Source organism: Micromonospora luteifusca (genome assembly GCF_016907275.1).
Classification (GTDB): Bacteria; Actinomycetota; Actinomycetes; order Mycobacteriales; family Micromonosporaceae; genus Micromonospora; species Micromonospora luteifusca.
Map to the genome: position 1 here is coordinate 2,441,544 of NZ_JAFBBP010000001.1, position 25,573 is coordinate 2,467,116.

The 25,573-nt window shown below is 67.4% G+C and carries 31 protein-coding genes; all 31 read right to left on the bottom strand.

All coding sequences use genetic code 11. The features are described 5' to 3' along the window. Positions 1 to 108 precede the first annotated feature (108 nt). Complete coding sequence (gene rplO / locus JOD64_RS10665) at positions 109 to 552, bottom strand: 50S ribosomal protein L15 (RefSeq protein ID WP_204942097.1); 444 nt, start codon at positions 550 to 552, stop codon at positions 109 to 111. Next, a complete protein-coding gene (rpmD, locus tag JOD64_RS10670) occupies positions 552 to 734 on the bottom strand; it encodes a 50S ribosomal protein L30 (protein WP_204942098.1) in 183 nt (60 codons plus the stop codon). The genes rplO and rpmD overlap by 1 nt, the downstream gene beginning before the upstream one ends. Further along, a complete protein-coding gene (gene rpsE / locus JOD64_RS10675) occupies positions 734 to 1,348 on the bottom strand; it encodes a 30S ribosomal protein S5 (RefSeq protein ID WP_074314587.1) in 615 nt (204 codons plus the stop codon). Before rpsE ends, rpmD begins: the two co-directional genes overlap by 1 nt. A gap of 33 nt (positions 1,349 to 1,381) precedes the next feature. Continuing rightward, positions 1,382 to 1,771: a 50S ribosomal protein L18 gene (gene rplR / locus JOD64_RS10680; protein WP_110563093.1), complete on the bottom strand. Its 390-nt coding sequence runs from the start codon at positions 1,769 to 1,771 to the stop codon at positions 1,382 to 1,384. Beyond that, positions 1,768 to 2,310 (bottom strand): 50S ribosomal protein L6, encoded by a 543-nt coding sequence (gene rplF / locus JOD64_RS10685; protein WP_204942099.1) that lies wholly within the window; start codon positions 2,308 to 2,310, stop codon positions 1,768 to 1,770. The genes rplR and rplF overlap by 4 nt, the downstream gene beginning before the upstream one ends. Before the next feature lie 16 nt (positions 2,311 to 2,326). Next, positions 2,327 to 2,734 (bottom strand): 30S ribosomal protein S8, encoded by a 408-nt coding sequence (gene rpsH / locus JOD64_RS10690; protein ID WP_007465270.1) that lies wholly within the window; start codon positions 2,732 to 2,734, stop codon positions 2,327 to 2,329. 116 nt (positions 2,735 to 2,850) lie between these two features. Continuing rightward, a complete protein-coding gene (locus tag JOD64_RS10695; protein WP_007465272.1) occupies positions 2,851 to 3,036 on the bottom strand; it encodes a type Z 30S ribosomal protein S14 in 186 nt (61 codons plus the stop codon). 1 nt (position 3,037) lies between these two features. Next, complete coding sequence (rplE, locus tag JOD64_RS10700) at positions 3,038 to 3,604, bottom strand: 50S ribosomal protein L5 (protein WP_110563094.1); 567 nt, start codon at positions 3,602 to 3,604, stop codon at positions 3,038 to 3,040. Continuing rightward, a complete protein-coding gene (gene rplX / locus JOD64_RS10705; protein WP_204942100.1) occupies positions 3,604 to 3,924 on the bottom strand; it encodes a 50S ribosomal protein L24 in 321 nt (106 codons plus the stop codon). Before rplX ends, rplE begins: the two co-directional genes overlap by 1 nt. Then, the gene (gene rplN, locus JOD64_RS10710) at positions 3,921 to 4,289 is read right to left on the bottom strand and encodes a 50S ribosomal protein L14 (RefSeq protein WP_007465279.1); all 369 of its coding nucleotides are present in this window, start codon (positions 4,287 to 4,289) and stop codon (positions 3,921 to 3,923) included. The genes rplX and rplN overlap by 4 nt, the downstream gene beginning before the upstream one ends. A gap of 101 nt (positions 4,290 to 4,390) precedes the next feature. Continuing rightward, positions 4,391 to 4,669: a 30S ribosomal protein S17 gene (gene rpsQ, locus JOD64_RS10715; protein WP_030489590.1), complete on the bottom strand. Its 279-nt coding sequence runs from the start codon at positions 4,667 to 4,669 to the stop codon at positions 4,391 to 4,393. Continuing rightward, positions 4,666 to 4,902, bottom strand: coding sequence for a 50S ribosomal protein L29 (gene rpmC / locus JOD64_RS10720; protein WP_007465283.1), 237 nt, complete (start codon positions 4,900 to 4,902; stop codon positions 4,666 to 4,668). Before rpmC ends, rpsQ begins: the two co-directional genes overlap by 4 nt. Next, entirely contained in the window at positions 4,902 to 5,327 is a 426-nt protein-coding gene (gene rplP / locus JOD64_RS10725) for a 50S ribosomal protein L16 (protein ID WP_007465292.1), read from the bottom strand. The genes rpmC and rplP overlap by 1 nt, the downstream gene beginning before the upstream one ends. A gap of 3 nt (positions 5,328 to 5,330) precedes the next feature. Beyond that, positions 5,331 to 6,200, bottom strand: coding sequence for a 30S ribosomal protein S3 (gene rpsC, locus JOD64_RS10730; RefSeq protein WP_007465294.1), 870 nt, complete (start codon positions 6,198 to 6,200; stop codon positions 5,331 to 5,333). Then, positions 6,200 to 6,658, bottom strand: coding sequence for a 50S ribosomal protein L22 (gene rplV / locus JOD64_RS10735; RefSeq protein ID WP_088987577.1), 459 nt, complete (start codon positions 6,656 to 6,658; stop codon positions 6,200 to 6,202). The genes rpsC and rplV overlap by 1 nt, the downstream gene beginning before the upstream one ends. 41 nt (positions 6,659 to 6,699) lie before the next feature. Further along, on the bottom strand, positions 6,700 to 6,981 hold the full coding sequence (gene rpsS / locus JOD64_RS10740) for a 30S ribosomal protein S19 (RefSeq protein WP_007465299.1): 282 nt from the start codon (positions 6,979 to 6,981) through the stop codon (positions 6,700 to 6,702). Between the two features lie 12 nt (positions 6,982 to 6,993). Beyond that, positions 6,994 to 7,833 carry a 50S ribosomal protein L2 gene (rplB, locus tag JOD64_RS10745; protein ID WP_110563095.1) on the bottom strand — a complete coding sequence of 280 codons (840 nt, stop codon included), beginning with the start codon at positions 7,831 to 7,833 and terminating at the stop codon, positions 6,994 to 6,996. Between the two features lie 12 nt (positions 7,834 to 7,845). After that, positions 7,846 to 8,148, bottom strand: a complete 303-nt coding sequence (gene rplW, locus JOD64_RS10750) for a 50S ribosomal protein L23 (RefSeq protein ID WP_007465304.1) — start codon at positions 8,146 to 8,148, stop codon at positions 7,846 to 7,848. Further along, positions 8,145 to 8,795 (bottom strand): 50S ribosomal protein L4, encoded by a 651-nt coding sequence (rplD, locus tag JOD64_RS10755; RefSeq protein WP_110563096.1) that lies wholly within the window; start codon positions 8,793 to 8,795, stop codon positions 8,145 to 8,147. The genes rplW and rplD overlap by 4 nt, the downstream gene beginning before the upstream one ends. Next, a complete protein-coding gene (rplC, locus tag JOD64_RS10760; protein WP_204942101.1) occupies positions 8,792 to 9,457 on the bottom strand; it encodes a 50S ribosomal protein L3 in 666 nt (221 codons plus the stop codon). Before rplC ends, rplD begins: the two co-directional genes overlap by 4 nt. Positions 9,458 to 9,468: 11 nt before the next feature. Next, on the bottom strand, positions 9,469 to 9,777 hold the full coding sequence (gene rpsJ, locus JOD64_RS10765; protein WP_007073037.1) for a 30S ribosomal protein S10: 309 nt from the start codon (positions 9,775 to 9,777) through the stop codon (positions 9,469 to 9,471). Between the two features lie 350 nt (positions 9,778 to 10,127). Then, positions 10,128 to 11,321, bottom strand: a complete 1,194-nt coding sequence (gene tuf, locus JOD64_RS10770; protein WP_184178727.1) for an elongation factor Tu — start codon at positions 11,319 to 11,321, stop codon at positions 10,128 to 10,130. Positions 11,322 to 11,533: 212 nt separating this feature from the next. Further along, on the bottom strand, positions 11,534 to 13,630 hold the full coding sequence (fusA, locus tag JOD64_RS10775; RefSeq protein ID WP_184178729.1) for an elongation factor G: 2,097 nt from the start codon (positions 13,628 to 13,630) through the stop codon (positions 11,534 to 11,536). Positions 13,631 to 13,705: 75 nt separating this feature from the next. Beyond that, the gene (gene rpsG / locus JOD64_RS10780; protein ID WP_030489583.1) at positions 13,706 to 14,176 is read right to left on the bottom strand and encodes a 30S ribosomal protein S7; all 471 of its coding nucleotides are present in this window, start codon (positions 14,174 to 14,176) and stop codon (positions 13,706 to 13,708) included. Position 14,177: 1 nt separating this feature from the next. Further along, positions 14,178 to 14,552, bottom strand: coding sequence for a 30S ribosomal protein S12 (gene rpsL / locus JOD64_RS10785; protein WP_007465318.1), 375 nt, complete (start codon positions 14,550 to 14,552; stop codon positions 14,178 to 14,180). Positions 14,553 to 15,071: 519 nt separating this feature from the next. Beyond that, positions 15,072 to 15,452 (bottom strand): hypothetical protein, encoded by a 381-nt coding sequence (locus JOD64_RS10790; RefSeq protein WP_204946008.1) that lies wholly within the window; start codon positions 15,450 to 15,452, stop codon positions 15,072 to 15,074. Between the two features lie 511 nt (positions 15,453 to 15,963). After that, complete coding sequence (locus tag JOD64_RS10795) at positions 15,964 to 16,332, bottom strand: hypothetical protein (RefSeq protein WP_204942102.1); 369 nt, start codon at positions 16,330 to 16,332, stop codon at positions 15,964 to 15,966. 94 nt (positions 16,333 to 16,426) lie between these two features. Beyond that, positions 16,427 to 20,314, bottom strand: coding sequence for a DNA-directed RNA polymerase subunit beta' (locus JOD64_RS10800; protein WP_204942103.1), 3,888 nt, complete (start codon positions 20,312 to 20,314; stop codon positions 16,427 to 16,429). Positions 20,315 to 20,394: 80 nt separating this feature from the next. Continuing rightward, positions 20,395 to 23,826, bottom strand: coding sequence for a DNA-directed RNA polymerase subunit beta (gene rpoB, locus JOD64_RS10805; protein WP_204942104.1), 3,432 nt, complete (start codon positions 23,824 to 23,826; stop codon positions 20,395 to 20,397). 569 nt (positions 23,827 to 24,395) lie between these two features. Continuing rightward, positions 24,396 to 24,785 carry a 50S ribosomal protein L7/L12 gene (rplL, locus tag JOD64_RS10810; protein WP_204942105.1) on the bottom strand — a complete coding sequence of 130 codons (390 nt, stop codon included), beginning with the start codon at positions 24,783 to 24,785 and terminating at the stop codon, positions 24,396 to 24,398. 55 nt (positions 24,786 to 24,840) lie between these two features. After that, a complete protein-coding gene (rplJ, locus tag JOD64_RS10815; RefSeq protein ID WP_204942106.1) occupies positions 24,841 to 25,386 on the bottom strand; it encodes a 50S ribosomal protein L10 in 546 nt (181 codons plus the stop codon). Positions 25,387 to 25,573 lie beyond the last annotated feature (187 nt).

Sequence of the window (25,573 nt, forward strand, 5' to 3'; positions counted from 1 at the left end):
CGCCCGACTACATAAATCGAATCCGATGTTACCGGCCGCAATGGGCCCAGGTAGACCATGGCGCCCGCCAGTTGCTCACAACTGGACGGGCGCCATGGGTGGTACGCCTTACAGCTCGGTGGTGGAGCCACCGGCGGCGGCGATCTTCTCCTTGGCCGACGCACTGAACGCGTGCGCAGACACCTGGAGCGCGACCCCGCCGAGGTCCCCGGTGCCGAGGACCTTGACCGGGTGGCCCTTGCGGACCGCGCCGGACTCGACGAGCTCCAGCGGGCCGACCTCGCCACCGTTCGGGAACAGCTCAGCGAGTCGGTCCAGGTTGACAACCTGGAAGACCACCTTGAACTTGTTCTTGAAGCCCTTCAACTTCGGCAGGCGCATGTGGATGGGCATCTGCCCACCCTCGAACGCCGCCGAGATGTTCTTACGGGCCTTGGAACCCTTGGTACCGCGACCAGCGGTCTTGCCCTTGGAACCCTCACCGCGACCCACACGGGTCTTCGCGGTCTTGGAACCGGGCGCCGGGCGCAGGTGATGCACCTTGATCGTCATTACTCGACCTCCTCGACCTTCACGAGGTGGTTCACAGTGAAGATCATGCCGCGGATCTCGGGCCGGTCCTCCTTGACCACCACATCGTTGATCCGCTTGAGACCGAGCGAACGCAGCGAATCACGCTGGTTCTGCTTGGTCCCGATGACGGACCGGAGCTGGGTGACCTTCAGACGTGCCATCAGTGCGCCACCCCCGCACGCGACGCCAGCATGGCGGCCGGCGCGACGTCCTCCACCGGCAGACCACGACGCGCTGCGACCTGCTCAGGGGACTCAAGCCCCTTCAGGGCCGCCACGGTGGCGTGCACGATGTTGATCGGGTTCGACGAGCCGAGGCTCTTGGAGAGCACGTCGTGGATCCCGGCGCACTCCAGCACGGCACGCACCGGACCACCGGCGATGACACCCGTACCGGCCGAGGCCGGCTTGAGCAGCACGACGCCAGCGGCGTCCTCACCCGTCACCGGGTGCGGGATCGACTGACCGATCCGCGGAACCTTGAAGAAGTGCTTCTTGGCCTCCTCGACACCCTTGGCGATGGCCGCGGGCACCTCCTTGGCCTTTCCGTAGCCCACGCCGACCGTGCCGTCGCCGTCGCCCACGATCACCAGAGCGGTGAAGCTGAAGCGACGACCACCCTTCACGACCTTGGCGACGCGGTTGATCGCGACGACCCGCTCAAGGTGCGGGGTCTTCTCGACGGGCGCGTTTCCGCGGCCGCCCTCACGGCGGTTGTCGCGGCGACCACCCTCGTTGCCACCGGACCCGCCGCCACGGCGCTGTTGACCTGGCATCAGCAGCCTTCCTTATCTCTCGTGACGGGGTTGTTAGAACTCGAGCCCGGCTTCGCGGGCGGCGTCGGCAAGCGCGGCGACTCGCCCCGCGTACCGGTTGCCACCGCGGTCGAAGACGACCTTGGAGACGCCGGCGGCCTTGGCCCGCTCGGCGAGCAGCGCGCCCACCTTGCCAGCCAGGGCGCTCTTGTCGCCCTCCGTACCGCGCAGCGAGGCGTCCAGGGTCGACGCCGACGCCAGGGTGTGACCCTTGGTGTCGTCGACGATCTGGGCGACCATGTGCCGCAGCGAACGGGTGACGACCAGGCGCGGACGCTCGGCCGTACCACTGACGTTCTTGCGGACGCGGAAGTGTCGACGCGCACGCCCAACGGCGCGCTTGGCGGCGACACCGCGGCGGCGCTTGAGCAGCGTGGCGCTCACTTCTTACCTGCCTTTCCAGCCTTGCGGCGGATGACCTCGCCCTGGTACTTCACGCCCTTGCCCTTGTAGGGCTCCGGCGGACGGATCTTCCGGATGTTGGCGGCGACCTCACCGACCTGCTGCTTGTCGATGCCAGCCACGTGGAACAGGGTCGGCCGCTCCACCGTGAAGGTGATGCCCGCCGGGGCGGGGACGATCACCGGGTGCGAGAACCCGAGCGCGAACTCGAGGTCCGAACCCTTGGCGGTGACCCGGTAACCGGTGCCGGCGATCTCCAGGCTCTTGCGGTAGCCCTCGGTGACCCCGACGATCATGTTGGCAACCAGCGTACGGCTCAGGCCGTGGAGCTCCTTGGCCTTGCGCTCGTCGTTCGGCCGGTTGACGCTCAGCTGCCCATCCTCGGCCCGCTCGACCGTGATCGGCTCGGCGAGGGTGTGCTGGAGCTGGCCCTTGGGGCCCTTGACCTTGACGGTCTGCCCGTCGATCGTGATATCGACGCCGGCTGGTACCGGGATCGACTTACGTCCAATTCGCGACATTTCTACCTGTCTCCCGTTACCAGACGAAGGCGAGGACTTCCCCGCCAACACTCCGCTTGCGGGCCTGCCGGTCGGTCAGCAGCCCCTGGGACGTCGAAATGATCGCCACGCCCAGCCCACCGAGCACCCGGGGGAGCCCGTCCGACTTGGCGTACACCCGGAGACCGGGCTTGGACACGCGCTTGATGCCGGCCAGGCTCCGCTCGCGGTTCTGGCCGTACTTCAGCTCGACGACCAGTCGCTTGCCGACGGCGCCCTCCTCGGGCTCCTCGACCGACCAGGTGGCGATGTAACCCTCGGCCTTCAAGACCTCGGCGATGTTCGCCTTGATCTTGGAGTAGGGCATCTTCACCTGATCGTGGTACGCCTGGTTGGCGTTACGCAGACGCGTGAGCATGTCTGCGATCGGGTCGGTCATCGTCATGGATTTCGTCAGCCTTTCTCGCCGGGGTTCCCGGGGCATCAGCCCCGGGCCTACGGCGAAGAGCAATACCTAATCGGTGCAGGAGTTCCCGGCCGACGGCCGGGACGCGGTCGCCCTTACCAGGAAGCCTTGGACACGCCCGGCAGCTCACCGCGGTGGGCCATCTCCCGGATGCAGACCCGGCAGAGCCCGAACTTGCGGTAGACCGCCTTCGGACGCCCGCACCGCTGGCAGCGGGTGTACGCGCGAACCGAGAACTTCGGCTTCGCGGCCGCCTTGATGATCAGCGCCTTCTTGGCCATCTCAGTTCTCCTTGAACGGGAAGCCCAGGAGCTTGAGCAGCGCCCGGCCCTCGTCGTCGGTCGTGGCGGTGGTGACCACCGTGATGTCCATGCCCCGCTGGCGATCGATCCGGTCCTGGTCGATCTCGTGGAACACCGACTGCTCGGTCAGACCGAACGTGTAGTTGCCGTGCCCGTCCAGCTTGCGCCCGTCCAGACCGCGGAAGTCGCGGATACGCGGCAGCGAGATGGAGAGCAGCCGGTCCAGGAACTCCCACATCCGGTCGCCACGAAGGGTCACCTTCGCACCGATCGGCATGCCCTCGCGGAGCTTGAACTGCGCGATGGACTTGGTCGCCCGCCGCACCTGCGGCTTCTGGCCGGTGATCGTGGCGAGGTCGCGGACCGCGCCGTCGATCAGCTTGGCGTCGCGAGCAGCCTCGCCGACACCCATGTTGACGACGATCTTGACCAGCCGCGGCACCTGCATGGGGTTGCCGTAGCTGCGCTGCTCGCGCAGCTGGGCCACGATCTCGTTGCGGTACCGCTCCTTGAGGCGCGGCAGGGTCTTTTCGGTAGCCGTGGTCATCACAGGTCCTTACCGGTGCTACGCGCGATGCGGACCTTCTGGCCGTTGTCGTCGATCCGGTAACCGACGCGCGTCGGCTTGCCGTCGGAGTCCAGGACCTGCACGTTCGAGACGTGGATCGGGGCCTCCTGGGTGACGATGCCGCCGGTCTTGGCGCCACGCTGGGTGGTGCTGATGCGGGTGTGCTTCTTGACCCGGTTCACGCCCTCGACCAGGACCTTGTCCTGCCGCGGGAAGGCCGCGATGACCTTACCCTTGGCACCCTTGTCCTTGCCGGCGATGACGACGACCGTGTCGCCCTTCTTGACCTTCACGGTCACAACACCTCCGGCGCGAGGGAAATAATCTTCATGAACCGCTTGTCCCGCAGCTCCCGGCCCACCGGGCCGAAGATGCGGGTTCCACGCGGGTCCCCGCCGTCCTTGATGATGACGGCGGCGTTCTCGTCGAAGCGGATGTACGAGCCGTCCGGCCGACGCCTCTCCTTGGCCGTGCGAACGACGACCGCCTTGACGACGTCGCCCTTCTTCACACCGGCACCCGGGATCGCGTCCTTGACCGTGGCCACGATGACGTCGCCGATGCTCGCGTAGCGCCGACCCGAGCCACCGAGAACCCGGATGCACAGGATCTCCCGAGCACCCGTGTTGTCGGCGACGCGCAGTCGCGACTCCTGCTGAATCACGTCTATCTCCTATGTCTGCCGGTTCTCCGGCCGCCGTAGCGGCCGGCCGGAGCCTGGCGGAACCTACGCCCGACGCAACGCCGGGCGAGCTCGAGCCTTCGCTACTTGGCCTTTTCCAGGATCTCCACGATCCGCCAACGCTTGGTGGCGCTCAGCGGCCGGGTCTCCATGATGAGAACCCGGTCACCGGTGCCAGCGGCGTTCTGCTCGTCGTGCACCTTCAGCTTGGCCGTACGGCGCATGATCTTGCCGTACAGCGCGTGCCGAACCCGGTCCTCGACCTCGACCACGACGGTCTTGTCCATCTTGTCGCTGATCACCAGGCCCTCGCGGACCTTGCGGCGCGACCGCGCGGCGGCGGTGGCGGTCTCTTCGGTCATGATGCAGTCACCTCAGTCGGCGCGGCCGAGAGCCCCAGCTCGCGCTCACGCATGATCGTGTAGATCCGGGCGATCTCCCGACGGATGACCTGCAACCGCCGGTTGTTGTCCAGCTGCCCGGTTGCGGCCTGCACGCGGAGGTTGAACAGCTCCGCCTTGGCCTCCCGCAGCTTCGTGACCAGCTCCTCTTCGGAGAGCTCACGCAGCTCGGTCGCCTTAACGCCCGCTGCCATCAGGATTCACCCACTTCGCGCGTAACAATGCGGCACTTCATCGGGAGCTTGTGGATCGCGCGACGCATGGCCTCTCGCGCGATCTGCTCGTTGGGGAAGGACATCTCGAAGAGAACCCGCCCCGGCTTGACGTTGGCGACCCACCACTCGGGCGAACCCTTACCGGAACCCATCCGGGTCTCGGCAGGCTTCTTGGTGAGGGCCTGGTCCGGGAAGATCGTGATCCAGACCTTGCCACCACGCTTGATGTGGCGAGTCATCGCGATACGTGCCGACTCGATCTGCCGGTTGGTCACGTACGCCGGCTCGAGAGCCTGGATCCCGAACTCGCCGAACACCACCCGGTTACCACCCTTGGACGCGCCACTGCGGTCCGGGTGGTGCGGCTTGCGGAAGCCCTTCGGGGGCTTGCGCGGCATCAGCATCTGTCAGCCCTCCTGCTGCGTTTCTGCCGGAGCAGCCGCGGCCGCGACAGCTGCGCTGTCGACCGGCTCGCCGCTCGGCGTCTCGGCCTGCTGCGCGATGGTGGTCGCAGCAGCCCTGCCGGCCTCGGTGCCACCGGCCGTGGTGCCGGACGAACCCGACCGGCCACGGCGCGGACGCTCGGGACGGTCGCCACGCTCACCACGACGCGGGCGGGACGGACCGGCCTCGGCCGGAGCCTCCCGGCCCGGGACGGCGTCGCCCTTGTAGATCCAGACCTTCACACCGATCCGACCGAACGTGGTACGGGCCTCGAAGAAGCCGTACTCGATGTTGGCCCGCAGCGTGTGCAGCGGAACCCGGCCCTCACGGTAGAACTCGGTCCGGCTCATCTCGGCGCCGCCGAGGCGACCCGAGACCTGAACCCGAATGCCCTTGCAGACCGGGTTCTTCATCGCCGACTGCATGGCCTTGCGCATCGCCCGACGGAAGCTGACCCGGCTGGACAGCTGCTCGGCGACACCCTGCGCAACCAGCTGAGCGTCCGACTCGGGGTTCTTCACCTCGATGATGTTCAGCTGAACCTGCTTGCCGGTGAGCTTCTCGAGCTCGCCGCGGATCCGGTCGGCCTCCGCACCCTTACGGCCGATGACGATGCCCGGCCGGGCGGTGTGGATGTCGACGCGAACCCGGTCGCGGGTGCGCTCGATGTCGACCTTGGAGATCCCGGCACGCTCGAGGCCCTTGGACATCATGCGGCGGATCTTGACATCCTCGCCGATGTAGTCCTTGTAGAGCTTGTCCGCGAACCAACGGGACTTCCAGTCGGTCGAGATGCCGAGCCGGAACCCAGTGGGGTGAACCTTCTGACCCATTACTCGGCGTCCTCCGTCTTGCTCTGCGCTTCGGCCGGTGCGGCCTCAGTGGCCGGGGCGGCCTTCTTCGCCGCGGCCTTCCGCGGCGTTGCCGGCGCGACCGCTTCGACCGCCACCGTGATGTGGCAGGTCCGCTTGCGGATCCGGTACGCCCGACCCTGCGCCCGCGGCTGGAACCGCTTCATCGTCGGGCCCTCGTCCACGAAGGCCTCGCTGACGAGCAGCGCGTCGGGGTCCAGCCGCTCGTTGTTCTCCGCGTTGGCGATCGCGCTAGCGAGCACCTTGTACACCTGCTCGCTCGCAGCCTGCGGCGCGAACTGCAGCACCGTGAGCGCCTCCTTCGCGGGCAGGCCGCGGACGAGGTTGACCACCCGGCGCGCCTTCATCGGCGAGATGCGCACGTGCCGCGCAACCGCCCGCGCGCCCGGAAGCACCGGAGCGTCGCCCTTTCCTGGCATCGCTGTAACCCCTTGTTCCCTCTATCCGTATGCCCGCGGCGTCAGCGCCGACGGCTCTTCCGGTCGTCCTTCTCGTGACCCTTGAAAGTGCGGGTCAGCGCGAACTCGCCGAGCTTGTGCCCGACCATCGCCTCGGTCACGAACACCGGGACGTGCTTGCGTCCGTCGTGCACGGCGATCGTGTGTCCCAGCATCTCCGGGATGATCGTCGAGCGCCGCGACCAGGTCTTGATCACGTTCTTAGAGCCCTTGTCGTTCTGGACTTCCACCTTCTTGAGCAGGTGGTCGTCTACGAACGGGCCCTTCTTCAGGCTGCGAGGCATGTCTTATCTCCCTCAGCCGCGCTTACGCGTGGCGTAGCGGCGGCGGACGATCAGCCGGTCACTCGGCTGGCCCTTACGGCGGGTGCGGCCCTCGGGCTTACCCTGCGGGTTGACCGGGTGGCGACCACCGGAGGTCTTACCCTCACCACCACCGTGCGGGTGGTCGACCGGGTTCATGGCGACACCACGGACGGTCGGGCGCTTGCCCTTCCACCGCATACGGCCGGCCTTACCCCAGTTGATGTTCGACTGGTCGGCGTTGCCGATCTCGCCGACGCTGGCGCGGCAGCGAACATCCACACGCCGGATCTCGCCGGACGGCATACGCAGGGTCGCGTACGCGCCCTCACGGCCGAGCAGCTGGATGCCGACGCCGGCGGACCGGGCCAGCTTGGCCCCGCCACCCGGACGCAGCTCCACGTTGTGGATCGTGGTACCGACCGGGATGTTGCGCAGCGGCAGGTTGTTACCCGGCTTGATGTCGGCGCCCGGACCGGACTCGACGCGGTCGCCCTGCTTCAGGTCCTTCGGCGCGATGATGTACCGCTTCTCGCCGTCGGCGTAGTGCAGCAGCGCGATGCGCGCCGTGCGGTTCGGGTCGTACTCGATGTGAGCGACCTTCGCCGGCACGCCGTCCTTGTCGACCCGCTTGAAGTCGATCAGACGGTACTGGCGCTTGTGACCGCCACCGTGGTGCCGCGTGGTGATCCGGCCGTGGGCGTTACGCCCGCCCTTCTTCGGCAGCGGAACCAGCAGCGACTTCTCCGGCGTGGACCGGGTGATCTCGGCGAAGTCAGCGACACTCGAGCCACGTCGGCCCGGCGTCGTCGGCTTGTACTTACGGATAGCCATTGTCTACACCCCTCAGCTGACCGGGCCGCCGAAGGCCTCGATGCGGTCACCGTCAGCCAGCTTCACGATCGCCCGCTTGGTCGCCTTGCGCTGACCGAAACCGGTCTTGGTGCGCTTGCGCTTACCCTGGCGGTTGAGCGTGTTGACCGTCAGGACGCGGACGTTGAAGATCTGCTGGATAGCGATCTTGATCTCGGTCTTGTTCGCGTCCGGGTGCACCAGGAAGGTGTACCAGTTCCGGTTCAGCTCGCTGTAGCTCTTCTCCGAGACGACCGGCGCCACGATGATGTCGCGCGGGTCGGCGATCGTGCTCACTTGCCACCCTCCTCGGTGGTCTCGGCGGGCACGCCCAGGAACTCGTCCAGGGCGTCCTTGGTGAAGACCACGTCGTCGGCCACCAACACGTCGTACGTGTTCAGCTGGCCGGACTCGATCAGGTGCACGCGCGGCTCGTTGCGCAGCGACACCCAGTTCAGCTCGTCGGTGCTGCTCAGCACGACCAGGACCCGACGGGCCTCGGTGAGCTTGGTCAGCGTGGCCAGGGCCGCCTTGGTCGACGGCTTCTCGCCCGAGACGAACGCCTCGACGACGTGCACCTGCCCGGCGCGAGCCCGGTCGGAGAGGGCACCGCGCAGGGCGGCAGCCTTCATCTTCTTCGGGGTCCGCTGGCTGTAGTCACGCGGCACGGGACCGTGCACGACGCCACCACCGGCGAACTGCGGCGCGCGGATCGAGCCCTGCCGGGCGCGACCGGTGCCCTTCTGCTTGTAAGGCTTCTTGCCGCCACCGGCGACCTCGGCCCGAGTCTTGGTCTTGTGCGTGCCCTGTCGGGCCGCCGCGAGCTGGGCCACCACGACCTGGTGCATCAGCGCGACGTTGGCCTGCACGTCGAAGATGTCCGCCGGCAGCTCGACCGAGCTGCTGGTGGTGCCTTCGACGGTGCGCACGTCAACGGTGGTCACTTGGCCGCACCGCCCTTCTTCACCTTGATCTTGGCCGCGGTACGGACCAGAACCAGCGCGCCCTTGGGACCAGGAATGGCACCACGGACGAGCAGGAGGTTGTTCTCGGTGTCGACCGCCTGGACGGTCAGGTTCTGCACCGTGTAGCGAACGCCACCCATCCGGCCGGCCATCCGGGTGCCCTTGAAGACACGACCCGGGGTCGCGCAGGCGCCGATGGAACCGGGCGAACGGTGCTTGCGCTCGACACCGTGGCTGCTGCCGAGACCGTGGAAGCCGTGCCGCTTCATCGGGCCGGCGTAGCCCTTGCCCTTGGTCTTGCCGGTGACGTCGATGGTGACGCCGGCCGGGAACTCTTCGACCGTGACTTCCTGGCCGAGCGAGTATTCCCCAGCGTCCGTGGTGCGCAGCTCGACGATGTGCCGGCGCGGTGCCACGTCCGCCTTGGCGTAGTGCCCGCTGATCGGCTTCTTGACCTTGCGCGGGTCGATGGTGCCGTACGCCAGCTGGACCGCGGAGTAACCGTCCTTCTCGGCGCTACGAACCTGGCTGATGACGCACGGGCCGGCCTCGACCACGGTCACGGGAACAACACGGTTGTTGTCCCAGACCTGGGTCATGCCGAGCTTGGCGCCCAGGATCCCCTTGACTTGCCTGTCCATTTGTCCGGTCCCTACAGCTTGATCTCGATGTCGACGCCAGCCGGCAGGTCGAGGCGCATGAGCGAGTCGACCGTCTTCGGGGTCGGGTCGATGATGTCGATCAGCCGCTTGTGCGTGCGCATCTCGAAGTGCTCGCGCGAGTCCTTGTACTTGTGCGGCGAGCGGATAACGCAGAAACGGTTGATCTCCGTGGGCAGCGGCACCGGGCCCGCGACCTGCGCCCCGGTGCGCGTCACCGTCTCGACGATCTTCCGAGCCGAGGAGTCGACGACCTCGTGGTCATAGGCCTTGAGCCGGATGCGGATCTTCTGTCCCGCCATGGTGGCTTCTGTTCCTTCTCTCGATGCCGCTGTGTTGCGGGCGCCTGTACCGGCTGGTACAGGCCCACTTCGCCGACCCCCGCGGTCGGGCGTGTCGCGCCCTCGGGCCGGGCTCCGCCCCGTGGTTCCGGAGTGGTGCTGACCGCGCGGGGGGTCAAGGCGCCGATCGCATTACCGCGACCTGAACGCCGTGCGAGGGTGGTTGGCGACTGGGCCGCCAACCACCCCACGCTCGACTGTCTCGCCACCCGGAGGTTCAGCGCAAGCCGAACACAGGCGACGGTCTGTCGTTACGCAACCTGACTAGTATGCCGCACGACCGGCGGCGGGCCTAATCGGGGTTACCTAGTTCACTTCTGGATCTTGGTGACGAACCCGGCGCCGACGGTGCGGCCACCCTCGCGGATCGCGAACTTGAGGTTCTCCTCCATGGCGATGGGCTGGATCAGCTTCACCGACATGGTGGTGTTGTCACCCGGCATGACCATCTCGGTGCCCTCGGGGAGGGTGACGACACCGGTGACGTCCGTGGTCCGGAAGTAGAACTGCGGGCGGTAGTTCTGGAAGAACGGGGTGTGCCGGCCGCCCTCCTCCTTGGAGAGGATGTAGACCGTCGCCTCGAACTCCGTGTGCGGGGTGTTCGAGCCCGGCTTCACGACGACCATGCCGCGCTCGACCTCGTCGCGCTTGGTGCCACGCAGCAGCAGGCCGACGTTCTCGCCTGCGCGGGCGTCGTCCAGGGTCTTCCGGAACATCTCGATCGCGGTGACCTTGGTCTTGAAGCTCTTCTCCTTGATACCGACGAGCTCAACATCCTCGTTCGGCAGGAGAACGCCGCGCTCCACGCGACCGGTGACGACGGTGCCACGACCGGTGATCGTGAAGACGTCCTCAACCGGCATCAGGAACGGCTTGTCAACCTCGCGCTCCGGCTGCGGGATCGAGGTGTCGACCGCGGTCATCAGGTCCAGCAGCTTGCCGGTCCACTCGGGGTCACCCTCGAGGGCCTTCAGCGCCGAAACCCGAACGACCGGCAGGTCGTCACCCGGGTACTCCTGCGAGGAGAGCAGCTCACGAACCTCGAGCTCGACGAGCTCCAGGAGCTCCTCGTCATCGACCATGTCGCTCTTGTTGAGCGCCACGACGATGTACGGCACACCAACCTGACGGGCCAGCAGCACGTGCTCGCGGGTCTGCGGCATCGGGCCGTCGGTCGCCGCGACCACCAGGATCGCGCCGTCCATCTGCGCGGCACCGGTGATCATGTTCTTGATGTAGTCCGCGTGGCCGGGGCAGTCCACGTGCGCGTAGTGCCGCGCCTCGGTCTGGTACTCGACGTGCGCGATCGAGATCGTGATACCGCGGGCCTTCTCCTCCGGCGCCTTGTCGATCTCGTCGAACGGCGTGTAAGGGTTCAGGTCCGGGAACTGGTCGTGCAGGACCTTGGTGATGGCCGCCGTCAGCGTCGTCTTACCGTGGTCGATGTGACCAATGGTGCCGATGTTGACGTGCGGCTTAGTCCGCTCGAACTTAGCCTTCGCCACTGGTGTCCTCCTGTGGACTTCTTGGTTCGTACGCCCGGCGCGCCGGTCGGCGCTTAGGACTCTGTCGACAGCCTTTCCGGCCTGACGGCCGGGAAGCCATTGTGGGTTCTGCGGCGATGAAGCCTACAGGCCCGGTCTCACGCGATCCGATCGTGGTGGCCGCGGGCGGGTGAAACCTCCCGCGACCAACCACGAATCACCTGCTCAGGGCGTTACTCGCCCGTTGCCTTGGCGATGATCTCCTTCGCGACGCTCTGCGGAACCTCAGCGTAGGAGTCGAACTGCATGCTGTAGCTAGCCCGGCCCTGGGTCTTCGACCGCAGGTCGCCGACGTAGCCGAACATCTCCGACAACGGCACCAGAGCCCGGACGATGCGGGCGCCGCTGCGCTCCTCCATCGCCTGGATGATGCCGCGGCGGGAGTTGAGGTCACCGATGACGTCACCCATGTTCTCCTCAGGAGTGGTGACTTCAACGGCCATCATCGGCTCGAGCAGTGCAGGATCGGCCTTGCGGGCCGCGTCCTTCATCACCATCGAGCCGGCGATCTTGAATGCCATTTCCGACGAGTCGACCTCGTGGTACTGGCCGTCCAGCAGGGTCAGCTTCACGCCGACCAGCGGGAAGCCCGCCAGGATGCCGTACTGCAACGCATCCTGCGCACCGGCGTCCACCGACGGGATGAACTCCCGAGGGATGCGACCGCCGCTGACCGCGTTGGCGAACTCGTAGGTCGGCGAGTCGTTGTCCAGCGGCAGCGGCTCGACGCTCACGATCACGCGGGCGTACTGGCCGGAACCACCGGTCTGCTTCTTGTGGGTGTACTCGACCTTGTCCACCTTGCGGCGGATGGTCTCGCGGTACGCCACCTGCGGCTTGCCGACGTTGGCCTCGACGTTGAACTCGCGGCGCATCCGGTCGACCAGGATGTCCAGGTGCAGCTCGCCCATGCCGGAGATGACCGTCTGACCGGTCTCCTCGTCCAGCTGGACGCGGAAGGTCGGGTCCTCCTCGGCCAGGCGCTGGATGGCCGTACCCAGCTTCTCCTGGTCGGACTTGGTCTTCGGCTCGATCGCCACCGAGATGACCGGCTCCGGGAAGGTCATCGACTCCAGGATGACCGGGTTCGCCGGGTCCGAGAGCGTGTCGCCGGTGGTGGTCTGCTTGAGACCCTGGACGGCGATGATGTCGCCGGCCTGCGCCGACGGACGCTCTTCCCGCTTGTTGGCGTGCATCTGGTAGATCTTGCCGATGCGCTCCTTGCGGTCCTTGGTGGAGTTGACCACCTGGGAACCGGAATCGAGCGTGCCGGAGTAGACCCGCACGTAGGTGAGCTTGCCGAGGTGCTTGTCCGTCTGGATCTTGAAGGCCAGGCCGGAGAAGGGCTCCGAGTTGGACGGCTTGCGCAGCAGCGGGGTCTCGCCGTCGGTGGCCGTACCCTCGATGGCCGGAACGTCCAGCGGCGACGGCAGGAAGTCGACCACGGCGTCGAGCATGGGCTGAACGCCCTTGTTCTTGAACGCCGAGCCGCAGAGCACCGGGTTGGCCTTGCCAGCGATGGTGGCACGCCGGATGGCGGCCTTGATCTCCTCGACGGAGACCTCCTCGCCTTCCAGGTACTTCTCCATCACCGAGTCGTCGACGTCGGCGAGGGTCTCCATCAGCTTCTCGCGCCACTCGGCCGCGGAGTCGGCCAGCTCGGCCGGGATCTCCTCGATCGCGTAGTCCTCACCCTTCTGGGTCTCCCCGCGCCAGGTGAGGGCGCGCATGCCGATCAGGTCGACGACACCGATGTGGTCGCCCTCGAGCCCGATCGGGATCTGGAGCACCAGCGGGGTGGCGTTCAGCCGGTCGATCATCATCTGCACGCAGCGGAAGAAGTCGGCGCCGGTCCGGTCGAGCTTGTTGACGAAGCACATACGCGGGACGTTGTACTTGTCGGCCTGCCGCCAGACGTTCTCCGTCTGCGGCTCGACGCCGGCGACACCGTCGTAAACCGCGACCGCACCATCCAGGACCCGCAGCGACCGCTCGACCTCGACCGTGAAGTCGACGTGGCCAGGCGTGTCGATGATCTGGATCGTGTGGCCCTTCCACTCACACTTGGTAGCAGCGGAGGTGATGGTGATACCACGCTCCTGCTCCTGCTCCATCCAGTCCATGACGGCAGCGCCCTCGTGGACCTCACCGATCTTGTACGTGATGCCGGTGTAGAAGAGGATTCGCTCGGTGGTGGTGGTCTTACCGGCATCGATGTGCGCCATGATGCCGATGTTGCGTACGTTGGCGAGCGCGTCTGCGGCGGCCACTTCAATCCCTACTTATCGTCGTCTCGACTCAACTGGTGGCGGTTCCGGCGCCCAGTGGGCGCCGGAACCAGGGTGTTACCAGCGGTAGTGCGCGAAGGCCTTGTTGGACTCGGCCATCTTGTGCGTGTCCTCGCGCCGCTTGACGGCGGCACCGAGGCCGTTGCTCGCGTCCAGCAGCTCGTTCATCAGCCGCTCGACCATGGTCTTCTCACGCCGAGCGCGGGAGTAGGTGACCAGCCAACGCAGGCCCAGGGTGGTCGCCCGGGTCGGGCGAACCTCGACCGGAACCTGGTAGGTGGCGCCACCGACACGACGGCTGCGCACCTCGAGGGTCGGCTTGACGTTGTCCATCGCCCGCTTGAGGGTGACGACCGGGTCGGTGCCGGACTTCTCGCGGCAGCCCTCGAGAGCGGCGTACACGATGGTTTCGGCGAGCTGACGCTTGCCGCGCAGCAGGATCTTGTTCACCAGCTGGGTGACCAGCGGAGAGTTGTACACCGGGTCAGCGACCAGCGGCCGCCGCGGAGCGGGTCCTTTACGCGGCATGTCAGCTCTTCTCCTTCTTCGCGCCGTAACGGCTGCGCGCCTGCTTGCGGTTGCGGACACCCTGGGTGTCCAGCGATCCGCGAACGATCTTGTAACGCACGCCGGGAAGGTCCTTCACCCGGCCACCGCGGACGAGCACGATCGAGTGCTCCTGCAGGTTGTGACCGACGCCCGGGATGTAGGCGGTCACCTCGATCTGGCTGCTGAGCTTCACGCGAGCGACCTTGCGCAGCGCCGAGTTCGGCTTCTTCGGGGTGGTGGTGTACACGCGGGTGCACACGCCGCGCCGCTGAGGGGAACCCTTCAGCGCCGGGGTCTTGGTCTTGGTCGTCTTCGCCTGGCGGCCCTTTCGGACCAGCTGCTGGATCGTGGGCACCGGGTTTCTCCGCTCCCTTCGGCCGCATCCGCGGCCGCGCCGTCTGCTCGTTAACCGGCCTGATGACCGGCTCTCCTACATTCCGACCAGGGCCACCTTGCGGAGACCCCGGCACCCGCGGTCGGGCGTGTCGCCCTCTTCACGGTCCCGTTGCGACGCTTTCGCGCGCGACCGGGTTTGTGTCACCGGCGCGCGGGTCGCCCCGTGCCGGATCCTTGGCTTGTCGTGCCGCCGCCCGGAATCCGGAAACAGCGCACGCACGAGTTGCCCGGGCATGCCCGGGCACAAGGGGAAAGAGTACCTACCACAACCGCCCAGGTCAAAACGGAAGGGCCCGGCGACTGTCTCACACCCGCCGGCCGAATCTCGTCTTGCCCCGTCGCCCGCGATGGGCACCTACAGACACAAGTGTACCGGCTTCCCCGCGCGACCACCCGTCGCCCCCGGGGCGGGCACCGGGATGGTCCCACGGAAGCCGCGGACAACCGGCTCAGGCTCCGAGCCGGGCGGTGATCAGACTCACGTCAGGGCGAGAAGCAGCGCCAGACCCAGGCCCAGGAGGCTGAGCAGTGCCCCGGCCGCGCCACAACTGATCCCCGCCACCGCCAGCCCTCGGCCGGTGAACCGGACCGCAGAGGGCGCGGCCGGCCGGCGGATCTGCCGCTGGCCGAGCAGACCAGCGACGACCGCCGCGACACCGGCCAGCAACCCGAGCACAGCGAACGCTCCGGAAGCCCAGGCCCCGCCATCGTTGGAGAAGGCCACCCCGAAGCAGATCACCAGCAGCGAGACCAGGACCGACGCGACCCCGGCCACCAGCGCCCCGATGGCCAGCCCGGAGGTGACCGGCGCCACGTCCAGGTGCACGACGCCGAACGGCGTACCAGGCACCGCCTCCACCCGCTTCGGCGGCCGACGTTGGTCGTCGGTGGGCGGTGGCACCGCATGTGCCGGCGGGCCACCCCAGGCGGGGGCGTAGCCCGACGGCGGCGGGCCCCAACCCGGCGGCCCACCCGGCCCCGACGGCGGCGGACCCCAACCGGGCGGCCCACCCGGCCCCGACGACGGCGGACCCCAACCGGGCGGCCCACCTGGAGCGGAGACCGGGTGCGGCTGACCGGAGCCGGGCGGGCTGGCCGTGGCCCAGCCGGAGTGCGGCACAGGAGCTGGCGGCCCGCCCCAACCCGGTGCGGACGCGGGTGGGTGCGGCTCGCTGCTCGGGCCCGGTCGCGCCCAGTCGTTCGGCTCGGACGGGGCCGGCGCATCGGAATGGCCGGCCGGTTCATCCGCCGGGGGCCGCGCCGGATCCGTCACGAGGTCCTCCTGTCGAAAGGCCGCCACACCGCACGGCGGACACCGGCCAGGCTACCGCCGAGAGTGCCATTGCCCGCGCCGGGCGGCCACGGGCGGCTCAGTCCATGTTCGCCGGGTAGTCGTGGCCGAAAGGGGCGCCGGCCAACCGCACGACCCCGATCACCACCACGGCCACCACGGTGACCGCGACCAACACCAGGCCGGCCCAGGCCATCCGCTCACCCCGTCGCAGCCAGGCGCCGCCGGTCAGGAAACCCCCCGAGGAGTACGCCTCGCGGCGCGCCTGCCTGGCCAGTTGCAGTGCCACCGTCGCCGGCACCACCCCGCCGATGAACAGCCCGGTCAGCAGGCCGAGCAGCCCCAGCGCGAAAACCGCCCGCGCCTTCGTCGCACGGGCCGGATCCGGGTCCAGCGGGTGGCGCAGGCCCTCCTGCGCGACGGACACCTGCCCGGGTGCGGTCGTCATTCCCCCATCATGCCGAACTCGGACCGGGGGTGGGTGGGTCCGGACGCGACGAGGCCCCCGGCGGATGCCGGGGGCCTCGTCGTGTTACTGGTGCTTAGCGGTACGACCCGAAGTCGAAGTCGTCCAGCGGCACAGCCTGCCCGCTGGCCGGCCCGAAGCCGTAGTCGGTCTCCGGGTACCCGGTCATCGAGTAGACCTTGGCCTTGGCCTCCTCGGTCGGCTCCACCCGGACGTTGCGGTACTTGCTGATGCCCGTACCGGCCGGGATGAGCTTTCCGATGATCACGTTCTCCTTGAGGCCGACCAGCGAGTCGCTGCGCGAGTTGATCGCAGCGTCGGTCAGCACCCGGGTGGTCTCCTGGAAGGAGGCCGCCGAGAGCCAGGAGTCGGTGGCCAGCGAGGCCTTGGTGATACCCATCAGCACCGGACGACCGGCGGCGGGCTCGCCGCCCTCCGAGACGAGCCGGCGGTTCTCCGACTCGAACAGCGCCCGGTCGACAAGCACACCCGGCAGGAACTCGGTCGAGCCGGAGTCGATGACCGTCACCCGCTTGAGCATCTGGCGGATGATGATCTCGATGTGCTTGTCGTGGATGAGCACACCCTGCGAGCGGTAGACCTCCTGGACCTCACTGGTCAGGTGGACCTGGACCGCCCGCGGACCCATGATCCGCAGAAGCTCGTGCGGGTCGATGGTGCCCTCGGTCAGCTTCTCGCCGACCGCGACGTGACCGCCGTCGTGGGTCCGGAGCTTGACCCGCTTCGAGATCTTGTCGTAGACGATCTCTTCGCTGCCGTCGTCCGGCACCACGATGATCTTCCGCGAGCGCTCGCCGTCCTCGATCCGGATCCGACCCGGGGTGTCGGCGATGGGCGCCTTACCCTTCGGGACCCGAGCCTCGAAGATTTCCTGCACACGGGGCAGACCCTGGGTGATGTCCTCACCCGCGACACCACCGGTGTGGAAGGTACGCATCGTCAGCTGCGTACCGGGCTCACCGATGGACTGGGCGGCGATGATGCCGACCGCCTCGCCGATGTCGACCGACTTGCCGGTCGGCAGCGACCGGCCGTAGCAGGCCGCGCAGACGCCCAGCTTCGACTCACACGTGAGCACGCTGCGCACTCGGACCGTCTCCACACCAGCGGCGACGATCTTGTCGACCCCGATGGAGTTGATGTCCTGGCCGCGCTCGGCGACCACGGTGCCGTCCGGCCCCTTGATGTCGTCGGCCAGGGTCCGGGCGTGCACGCTGGTCTCGGCGTGGGTGTGGACGACGAGCTTGCCGTCCAGCTTCTCGCCGATCTGCATCGGGATCGCCCGGTCGGTGCCGCAGTCCTCTTCGCGGATGATGACGTCCTGCGAGACGTCCACCAGACGACGGGTCAGGTAACCCGAGTCGGCGGTCCGCAGCGCGGTGTCGGCGAGACCCTTACGGGCACCGTGCGTGGAGATGAAGTACTCCAGCACGGACAGACCCTCCCGGTAGCTGGCCTTGATCGGCCGCGGGATGATCTCGCCCTTCGGGTTGGCCACCAGACCACGGATCGCCGCGATCTGCCGGAGCTGGAGCAGGTTACCGCGGGCACCCGAGTTGATCATCTTCCACAGTGGGTTCTCCTGCGGCAGCGCGGTGTCCATCTCCTTGGCGACCTCGTTGGTCGCCTTGGTCCAGATCGTGATGAGCTCGCCGCGACGCTCCTCGGCGGTCATCAGACCACGCTGGTACTGCTTGTCGATCCGGTCGGCTTCCGCCTCGTACTTCGCCAGGATCTCCGCCTTGCGCGGCGGAGCGATGACGTCCTCCATGCCGATCGTCACGCCGGACCAGGTGGCCCAGTGGAAACCGGCCTCCTTGAGCCCGTCCAGGGTGGCGGCCAGCGCCACCTTGGGGAAGCGCTCGGCGAGGTCGTTGACGATCGCGGAGAGCTGACCCTTGCGGATCTCGTAGTTCACGAAGCGGTAGCCCTGCGGCAGCGTCTCGTTGAACAGCACCCGACCCAGGGTGGTCTCCACGGTCAGCGGGTCACCCTCGACCCAGCCCTCCGGGGCGGTCCACGCCTCGGCGCCGGCGCCGTTGTCGACACCGACCACCGCACGCAGGCGGATCTTCACAGGCGCCTGCAGGTGCAGCTCGCCGTTGTCGAAGGCCATCCGCGCCTCGGCGTCCGAGCTGAACGCCCGGCCCTCGCCCTTCTCACCGGCGGTGAGGTGGGTGAGGTGGTACAGACCGATGACCATGTCCTGGGTGGGCATGGTGACCGGCTTGCCGTCGGCCGGCTTGAGGATGTTGTTCGACGACAGCATCAGGATCCGCGCCTCGGCCTGAGCCTCGGCGGACAGCGGCACGTGCACCGCCATCTGGTCACCGTCGAAGTCGGCGTTGAACGCGGTGCAGACCAGCGGGTGGATCTGGATCGCCTTGCCCTCGACCAGCTGCGGCTCGAAGGCCTGGATGCCCAGGCGGTGCAGGGTCGGCGCGCGGTTCAGCAGCACCGGGTGCTCGCCGATGACCTCTTCCAGCACATCCCACACGACCGGGCGCTGACGCTCGACCATCCGCTTGGCGGACTTGATGTTCTGTGCGTGGTTGAGGTCGACCAGCCGCTTCATCACGAACGGCTTGAACAGCTCCAGTGCCATCTGCTTGGGCAGACCGCACTGGTGCAGCTTGAGCTTCGGGCCGACCACGATGACCGAACGGCCGGAGTAGTCGACGCGCTTGCCCAGCAGGTTCTGACGGAACCGGCCCTGCTTGCCCTTGAGCATGTCGGACAGCGACTTGAGCGGGCGGTTACCCGGGCCGGTGACCGGCCGGCCGCGACGGCCGTTGTCGAACAGCGCGTCGACGGCCTCCTGGAGCATCCGCTTCTCGTTGTTGACGATGATCTCGGGCGCGCCGAGGTCGATCAGTCGCTTGAGGCGGTTGTTCCGGTTGATCACACGGCGGTACAGGTCGTTCAGGTCGGAGGTCGCGAAACGGCCACCGTCGAGCTGCACCATCGGGCGCAGGTCCGGCGGGATGACCGGGACGCAGTCCAGCACCATGCCGAGCGGCGAGTTGCGGGTGTTCAGGAACGCCGCCACGACCTTGAGCCGCTTGAGCGCCCGGATCTTCCGCTGGCCCTTGCCGGACCGGATGGTCTCCCGCAGGCTCTCGGCCTCGGCGTCGAGGTCCATGTTCTGGACCAGCGCCTTGATCGCCTCGGCGCCCATGGATCCGGTGAAGTACTCACCGAACCGGTCGCGCAGCTCACGGTAGAGCAGCTCGTCGGTGACCAGCTGCTTCGGCTCCAGCTTGCGGAAGGTGTCCAGCACCTCGTCCAGGCGGTCGATCTCGCGCTGGGCCCGGTCGCGGATCTGGCGCATCTCGCGCTCTCCGCCCTCCTTGACCTTGCGCCGGACGTCCGCCTTGGCACCCTCGGCCTCCAGCTCGGCCAGGTCGGCCTCGAGCTTGGCGGCCCGCTTCTCGATCTCCGAGTCGCGGCTGTTCTCGGACTGCCGCTTCTCGGCCAGGATCTCGTTCTCGATCGTCGAGAGGTCACGGTGACGCGACTCGGCGTCCACGCTCGTCACGACGTACGAGGCGAAGTAAATGATCTTTTCGAGGTCCTTGGGGGCGAGGTCCAGCAGGTAGCCCAGCCGGCTCGGAACGCCCTTGAAGTACCAGATGTGGGTCACCGGAGCGGCGAGCTCGATGTGCCCCATCCGCTCACGACGGACCTTGGAGCGAGTCACCTCGACGCCGCAGCGCTCACAGATGATGCCCTTGAACCGGACGCGCTTGTACTTACCGCAGTAGCACTCCCAGTCCCGCTGCGGACCGAAGATCTTCTCGCAGAAGAGCCCGTCCTTTTCCGGCTTCAGGGTGCGGTAGTTGATCGTCTCAGGCTTCTTGACCTCGCCGTGCGACCACTGACGGATGTCGTCGGCGGTGGCGAGACCAATGCGCAGCTCGTCGAAGAAGTTGACGTCGAGCACTATGTCCCCTATGTCGTCGTCTGTACTGCTAATTCTCGGGTGGGGTCGGGGGCCGGCGAGCCGGCCCCCGACCGCTCACCTCAGACCTCTTCGACCGAGCTCGGCTCGCGCCGGGACAGGTCGATGCCCAGCTCCTCAGCGGCCCGGAACACCTCGTCGTCGGTCTCGCGCATCTCCAGGGCCACACCGTCGCTGGAGAGCACCTCAACGTTGAGGCACAGCGACTGCAGCTCCTTGAGCAGCACCTTGAACGACTCCGGGATGCCCGGCTCCGGGATGTTCTCGCCCTTGACGATGGCCTCGTAGACCTTCACTCGGCCGAGCACGTCGTCGGACTTGATCGTGAGCAGCTCCTGCAGGGCGTACGCGGCGCCGTACGCCTGCATCGCCCAGCACTCCATCTCACCGAAACGCTGACCACCGAACTGCGCCTTACCACCCAGCGGCTGCTGCGTGATCATCGAGTACGGGCCGGTCGAACGAGCGTGGATCTTGTCGTCGACCAGGTGGTTGAGCTTCAGGATGTAGACGTAGCCGACCGCGATCGGGTCCGGCAGCGGCTCGCCGGAACGACCGTCGAACAGCTGTGCCTTGCCGGTACGGCCGATCAGCTGCTTGCCGTCCCGGTTGGGCAGGGTCGACTCGAGCAGACCGGAGATCTCCTCCTCGCGGGCACCGTCGAAGACCGGGGTGGCCACGTTGGTGTCCCCCTCGGACTCGTGCGCGTCGATCGAGCGGAGCTGGCGCTTCCAGTCGGCGTCGTCACCCTCGACCTTCCAACCGGTCTTGGCGACCCAACCGAGGTGGGTCTCCAGGACCTGCCCGATGTTCATCCGGCTCGGCACACCGAGCGGGTTGAGCACGATGTCGACCGGGGTGCCGTCCTCCAGGAACGGCATGTCCTCGATCGGCAGGATCTTCGAGATGACACCCTTGTTGCCGTGTCGGCCGGCGAGCTTGTCGCCGTCCTGGATCTTGCGCTTCTGGGCGACGTAGACCCGGACCAGCTCGTTGACACCCGGCGGCAGTTCGTCGCCGTCCTCGCGGGAGAACGTGCGCACACCGATGACCGTGCCGGTCTCGCCGTGCGGCACCTTCAGCGAGGTGTCCCGAACCTCACGCGCCTTCTCACCGAAGATCGCGCGGAGTAGGCGCTCCTCCGGGGTCAGCTCGGTCTCACCCTTGGGCGTGACCTTGCCGACCAGGATGTCGCCGGGGACGACCTCGGCACCGATCCGGATGATGCCGCGCTCGTCGAGGTCGGCGAGCATTTCCTCGCTGACGTTCGGGATGTCGCGGGTGATCTCCTCCGGGCCGAGCTTGGTGTCCCGAGCGTCGACCTCGTGCTCCTCGATGTGGATCGAGGTGAGCACGTCCTGCTGCACGAGGCGCTGCGACAGGATGATCGCGTCCTCGTAGTTGTGACCCTCCCAGCACATGAACGCCACCAGCAGGTTGCGTCCGAGTGCCATCTCGCCCTCGTCGGTGCACGGCCCGTCGGCGATGACCTGACCGGCCTCGACGCGGTCGCCCTCGAAGACCACCGGCTTCTGGTTGACGCAGGAGCCGGCGTTGGAGCGGCGGAACTTGTGCAGCAGGTACGTCCGGCGGTGGCCGTCATCCTGGTGGATGGTGACGTAGTCGGCGCAGAGATCCTCGATCACACCGCCGACCTCGGCGACCACCACGTCGCCAGCGTCGACCGCGGCCCGGTATTCCATGCCCGTGCCCACCAGCGGCGCCTCGGCCTTGACCAGCGGCACCGCCTGGCGCTGCATGTTCGCGCCCATCAGTGCCCGGTTGGCGTCGTCGTGCTCGAGGAACGGGATCATGGCGGTCGCGACCGAGGTCATCTGCCGGGGCGAGACGTCCATGTAGTCGACGGCACCGGGGAGGACGTCCTCGGTCTCGCCGCCCTTACGACGGCAGAGCACCCGCTCCTCGGCGAACGTGCCGTCAGCCTTCAGGCGCGCGTTGGCCTGGGCCTTGACGAACCGGTCCTCCTCGTCCGCGGTCAGGTAGTCGATCTGGTCGGTGACCCGACCCTCGACGACCTTCCGGTACGGCGTCTCGATGAAGCCGAACGGGTTGACCCGGGCGAAGGTGGACAGCGCGCCGATCAGACCGATGTTCGGGCCTTCCGGCGTCTCGATCGGGCACATCCGGCCGTAGTGGGACGGGTGCACGTCGCGGACCTCGAAGCCGGCCCGCTCCCGGGACAGACCACCCGGGCCGAGCGCGCTCAGCCGGCGCCGGTGGGTGAGACCCGCCAGCGGGTTGGTCTGGTCCATGAACTGGGACAGCTGAGACGTCCCGAAGAACTCCTTGATCGCCGCCACCACCGGGCGGATGTTGATCAGGGTCTGCGGGGTGATCGCCTCGACGTCCTGCGTGGTCATCCGCTCGCGGACGACCCGCTCCATCCGGGACAGGCCGACTCGGACCTGGTTCTGGATGAGCTCACCCACGGTACGCAGGCGCCGGTTGCCGAAGTGGTCGATGTCGTCGGCCTCGTAGCCGTCCTCGCCGGCGTGCAGCCGGCACAGGTACTCCACGGTGGCGACGATGTCGTCCTCGGTCAGCGTGCCGGTGGTGATCGGCACGTCGACTTCGAGCTTCTTGTTGAACTTGTAGCGCCCGACCTTGGCGACGTCGTACCTCTTCGGGTTGAAGAAGAGGTTGTCGAGCAAGGTCTGGGCGTTCTCACGCGTCGGCGGCTCGCCAGGGCGCAGCTTGCGGTAGATGTCTAGCAGGGCCTCGTCCTGGCCGGCGATGTGGTCCTTCTCGAGCGTGGTCATGAGCAGCTCGGACCAGCCGAACCGCTCACGGATCCGCTCGGCCGACCAGCCGATGGCCTTGAGCAGGACGGTGACGGCCTGCCGACGCTTGCGGTCGATGCGTACGCCGACCGTGTCGCGCTTGTCGATGTCAAACTCCAGCCAGGCACCCCGACTGGGGATGACCTTGACGCTGGAGAGGTCGCGGTCGGAGGTCTTGTCCGGCTGCTTGTCGAAGTACACGCCCGGAGACCGGACGAGCTGGCTGACCACGACGCGCTCGGTGCCGTTGATGACGAAGGTGCCCTTGGGCGTCATCATCGGGAAGTCACCCATGAACACCGTCTGGCTCTTGATCTCGCCAGTGGTGTTGTTGGTGAACTCCGCGGTCACGAAGAGCGGAGCGCAGTAGGTCAGGTCCTTCTCCTTGCACTCCTCGATCGAGGCCTTGACCTCGTCGAAGCGCGGTGCCGAGAAGGAGAGCGACATGGTGCCGGAGAAGTCCTCAATGGGACTGATCTCTTCAAGGATCTCCGCGAGACCCGAGCGTGCGTGCGGGTCGTCCGCCGACCGGCCCTGCCAAGCCTCGTTGCCGACGAGCCAGTCGAAGGACTCGTTCTGGATGGCAAGGAGGTTGGGGACCTCGAGGTGTTCGGTGATCCTGCCGAATGAAACTCGGCGGGGAGCGAATGCGCTCGACGTACGACTGGTCTTCGCAGGGCGGGAAGCTGCCAAGATGCGTCCTTCCGAGGACCGGTGCTGCAGAACGGCTGGTACGCGTGCACTCCAATGACCCCACCAGAAATATCCGTAAACGGACATTTCCGAGCAGGGGTCAAGTCGGAAGGCAGCGCAAACTAGCAGTGTAGCCGAGAGGCTAACCGCTGTCCAGCCCACCCCGCAGGTCGTTTGCGGAACGCGCCTCGGCCCCCGTAAACCGGGGTCTGCCGGGCCGCTCAGAACGCAACGTCCCCACTGGGCCGCTCGGGTTGACGCGGCGATGGTGCCGCCACTGTCATACCCACGTCGTGGCCGTCGCAAGCGCGGTGTCTTGCTGGTGTCAGCGTGCCTGGCAGTCCGGTGCCGCGTCAAGGGCCGGTATCCGGGTTGCCCCTTCTTTCCCACCGGAGGGCGACCCGCCGCGCTCGTTCGGGTCACCGGTGCCGGTGGTCGGAGCCCAGCTCAGGACCGTTCGGCGCCGGACACACCAACACGGCGGGCGGTGATCCGTGTCGGATCACCGCCCGTCGCTACGCGATCGTGTCCCGGCTCACGAGCCAGGTACGCGCAGGTGGAACGTCAGGTCACTTGAGGGTGACCTTGGCGCCTTCACCCTCGAGCTTGGTCTTCGCCTTCTCGGCGGTCTCCTTGTTGACCTTCTCCAGGATGGCCTTCGGCGCGGACTCAACCGCGTCCTTGGCCTCCTTGAGGCCCAGGCCGGTCAGCTCACGCACGACCTTGATGACCTGGATCTTCTTGCCACCGTCAGCCTCGAGGATGACGTCGAACTCGTCCTGCTCCTCCTCGGCCGGCGCAGCAGCGCCACCGGCGGCACCGCCGGCCGCGGCGACCGCGACCGGAGCGGCAGCGGTGACCTCGAAGGTCGTCTCGAACTGCTTCACGAACTCAGAGAGCTCGATCAGCGTCATCTCCTTGAACGCGTCGAGCAGCTCGTCGGTGCTGAGCTTCGCCATATCTGGCGTCCTTTCCTGATTCTGTTAAGTAAAGAACTGGTGCGCCGTGGTGGCCTCAGGCCGCCTCGGCGCCCTCCTTCTCGCGCTTGTCCTGCAGGGCAGCCGCCAGACGGGCGGTCTTCGACAGCGGGGCCTGGAACAGGGCCGCGGCCTTGCTCAGGTTGCCCTTCATCGCGCCGGCCAGCTTGGCCAGCAGCACCTCGCGGGACTCAAGGTCGGCGAGCTTCGTGACCTCGGCCGCGGAAATGGCCTTGCCCTCGAAGACACCGCCCTTGATGACGAGCTTCGGGTTGGCCTTCGCGAAGTCGCGAAGCCCCTTCGCCGCCTCGACGACGTCGCCCGAAACGAAAGTCAGCGCGGTAGGACCGGTGAACAGCTCGTCGAGGCCGGTGATGCCCGCGTCCGTCGCAGCACGCTTCGCCAGCGTGTTCTTCGCGACCGTGTAGCTGGTCTCGGCGCCGAGCGTGCGCCGAAGCTGGGTGAGCTGGGAAACCGTCAGACCGCGGTACTCGGTCAGCACGGTGGCGCCCGAGCTACGGAAGCTCTCGGTCAGCTCAGCGACGGCCGTGGCCTTGTCGGCCCGGATCGGCTTGTCCGCCATGTCCCTCCTCTCTCGTTACTCGAGGCTGGTCCCCGTCACAGCCGAAGCCGGGGCGGGGGCGGAGGCAGCACGACAACGAAAAGCCCCGGCGCAGGGCGCACGGGGCGAGGGCCGGAAGTTCGTCACGGTCGGCGGACCATGCTCACTGCCGAGTTACGCTTGCCGCCCTACGCGGGTCGCCCGTTGT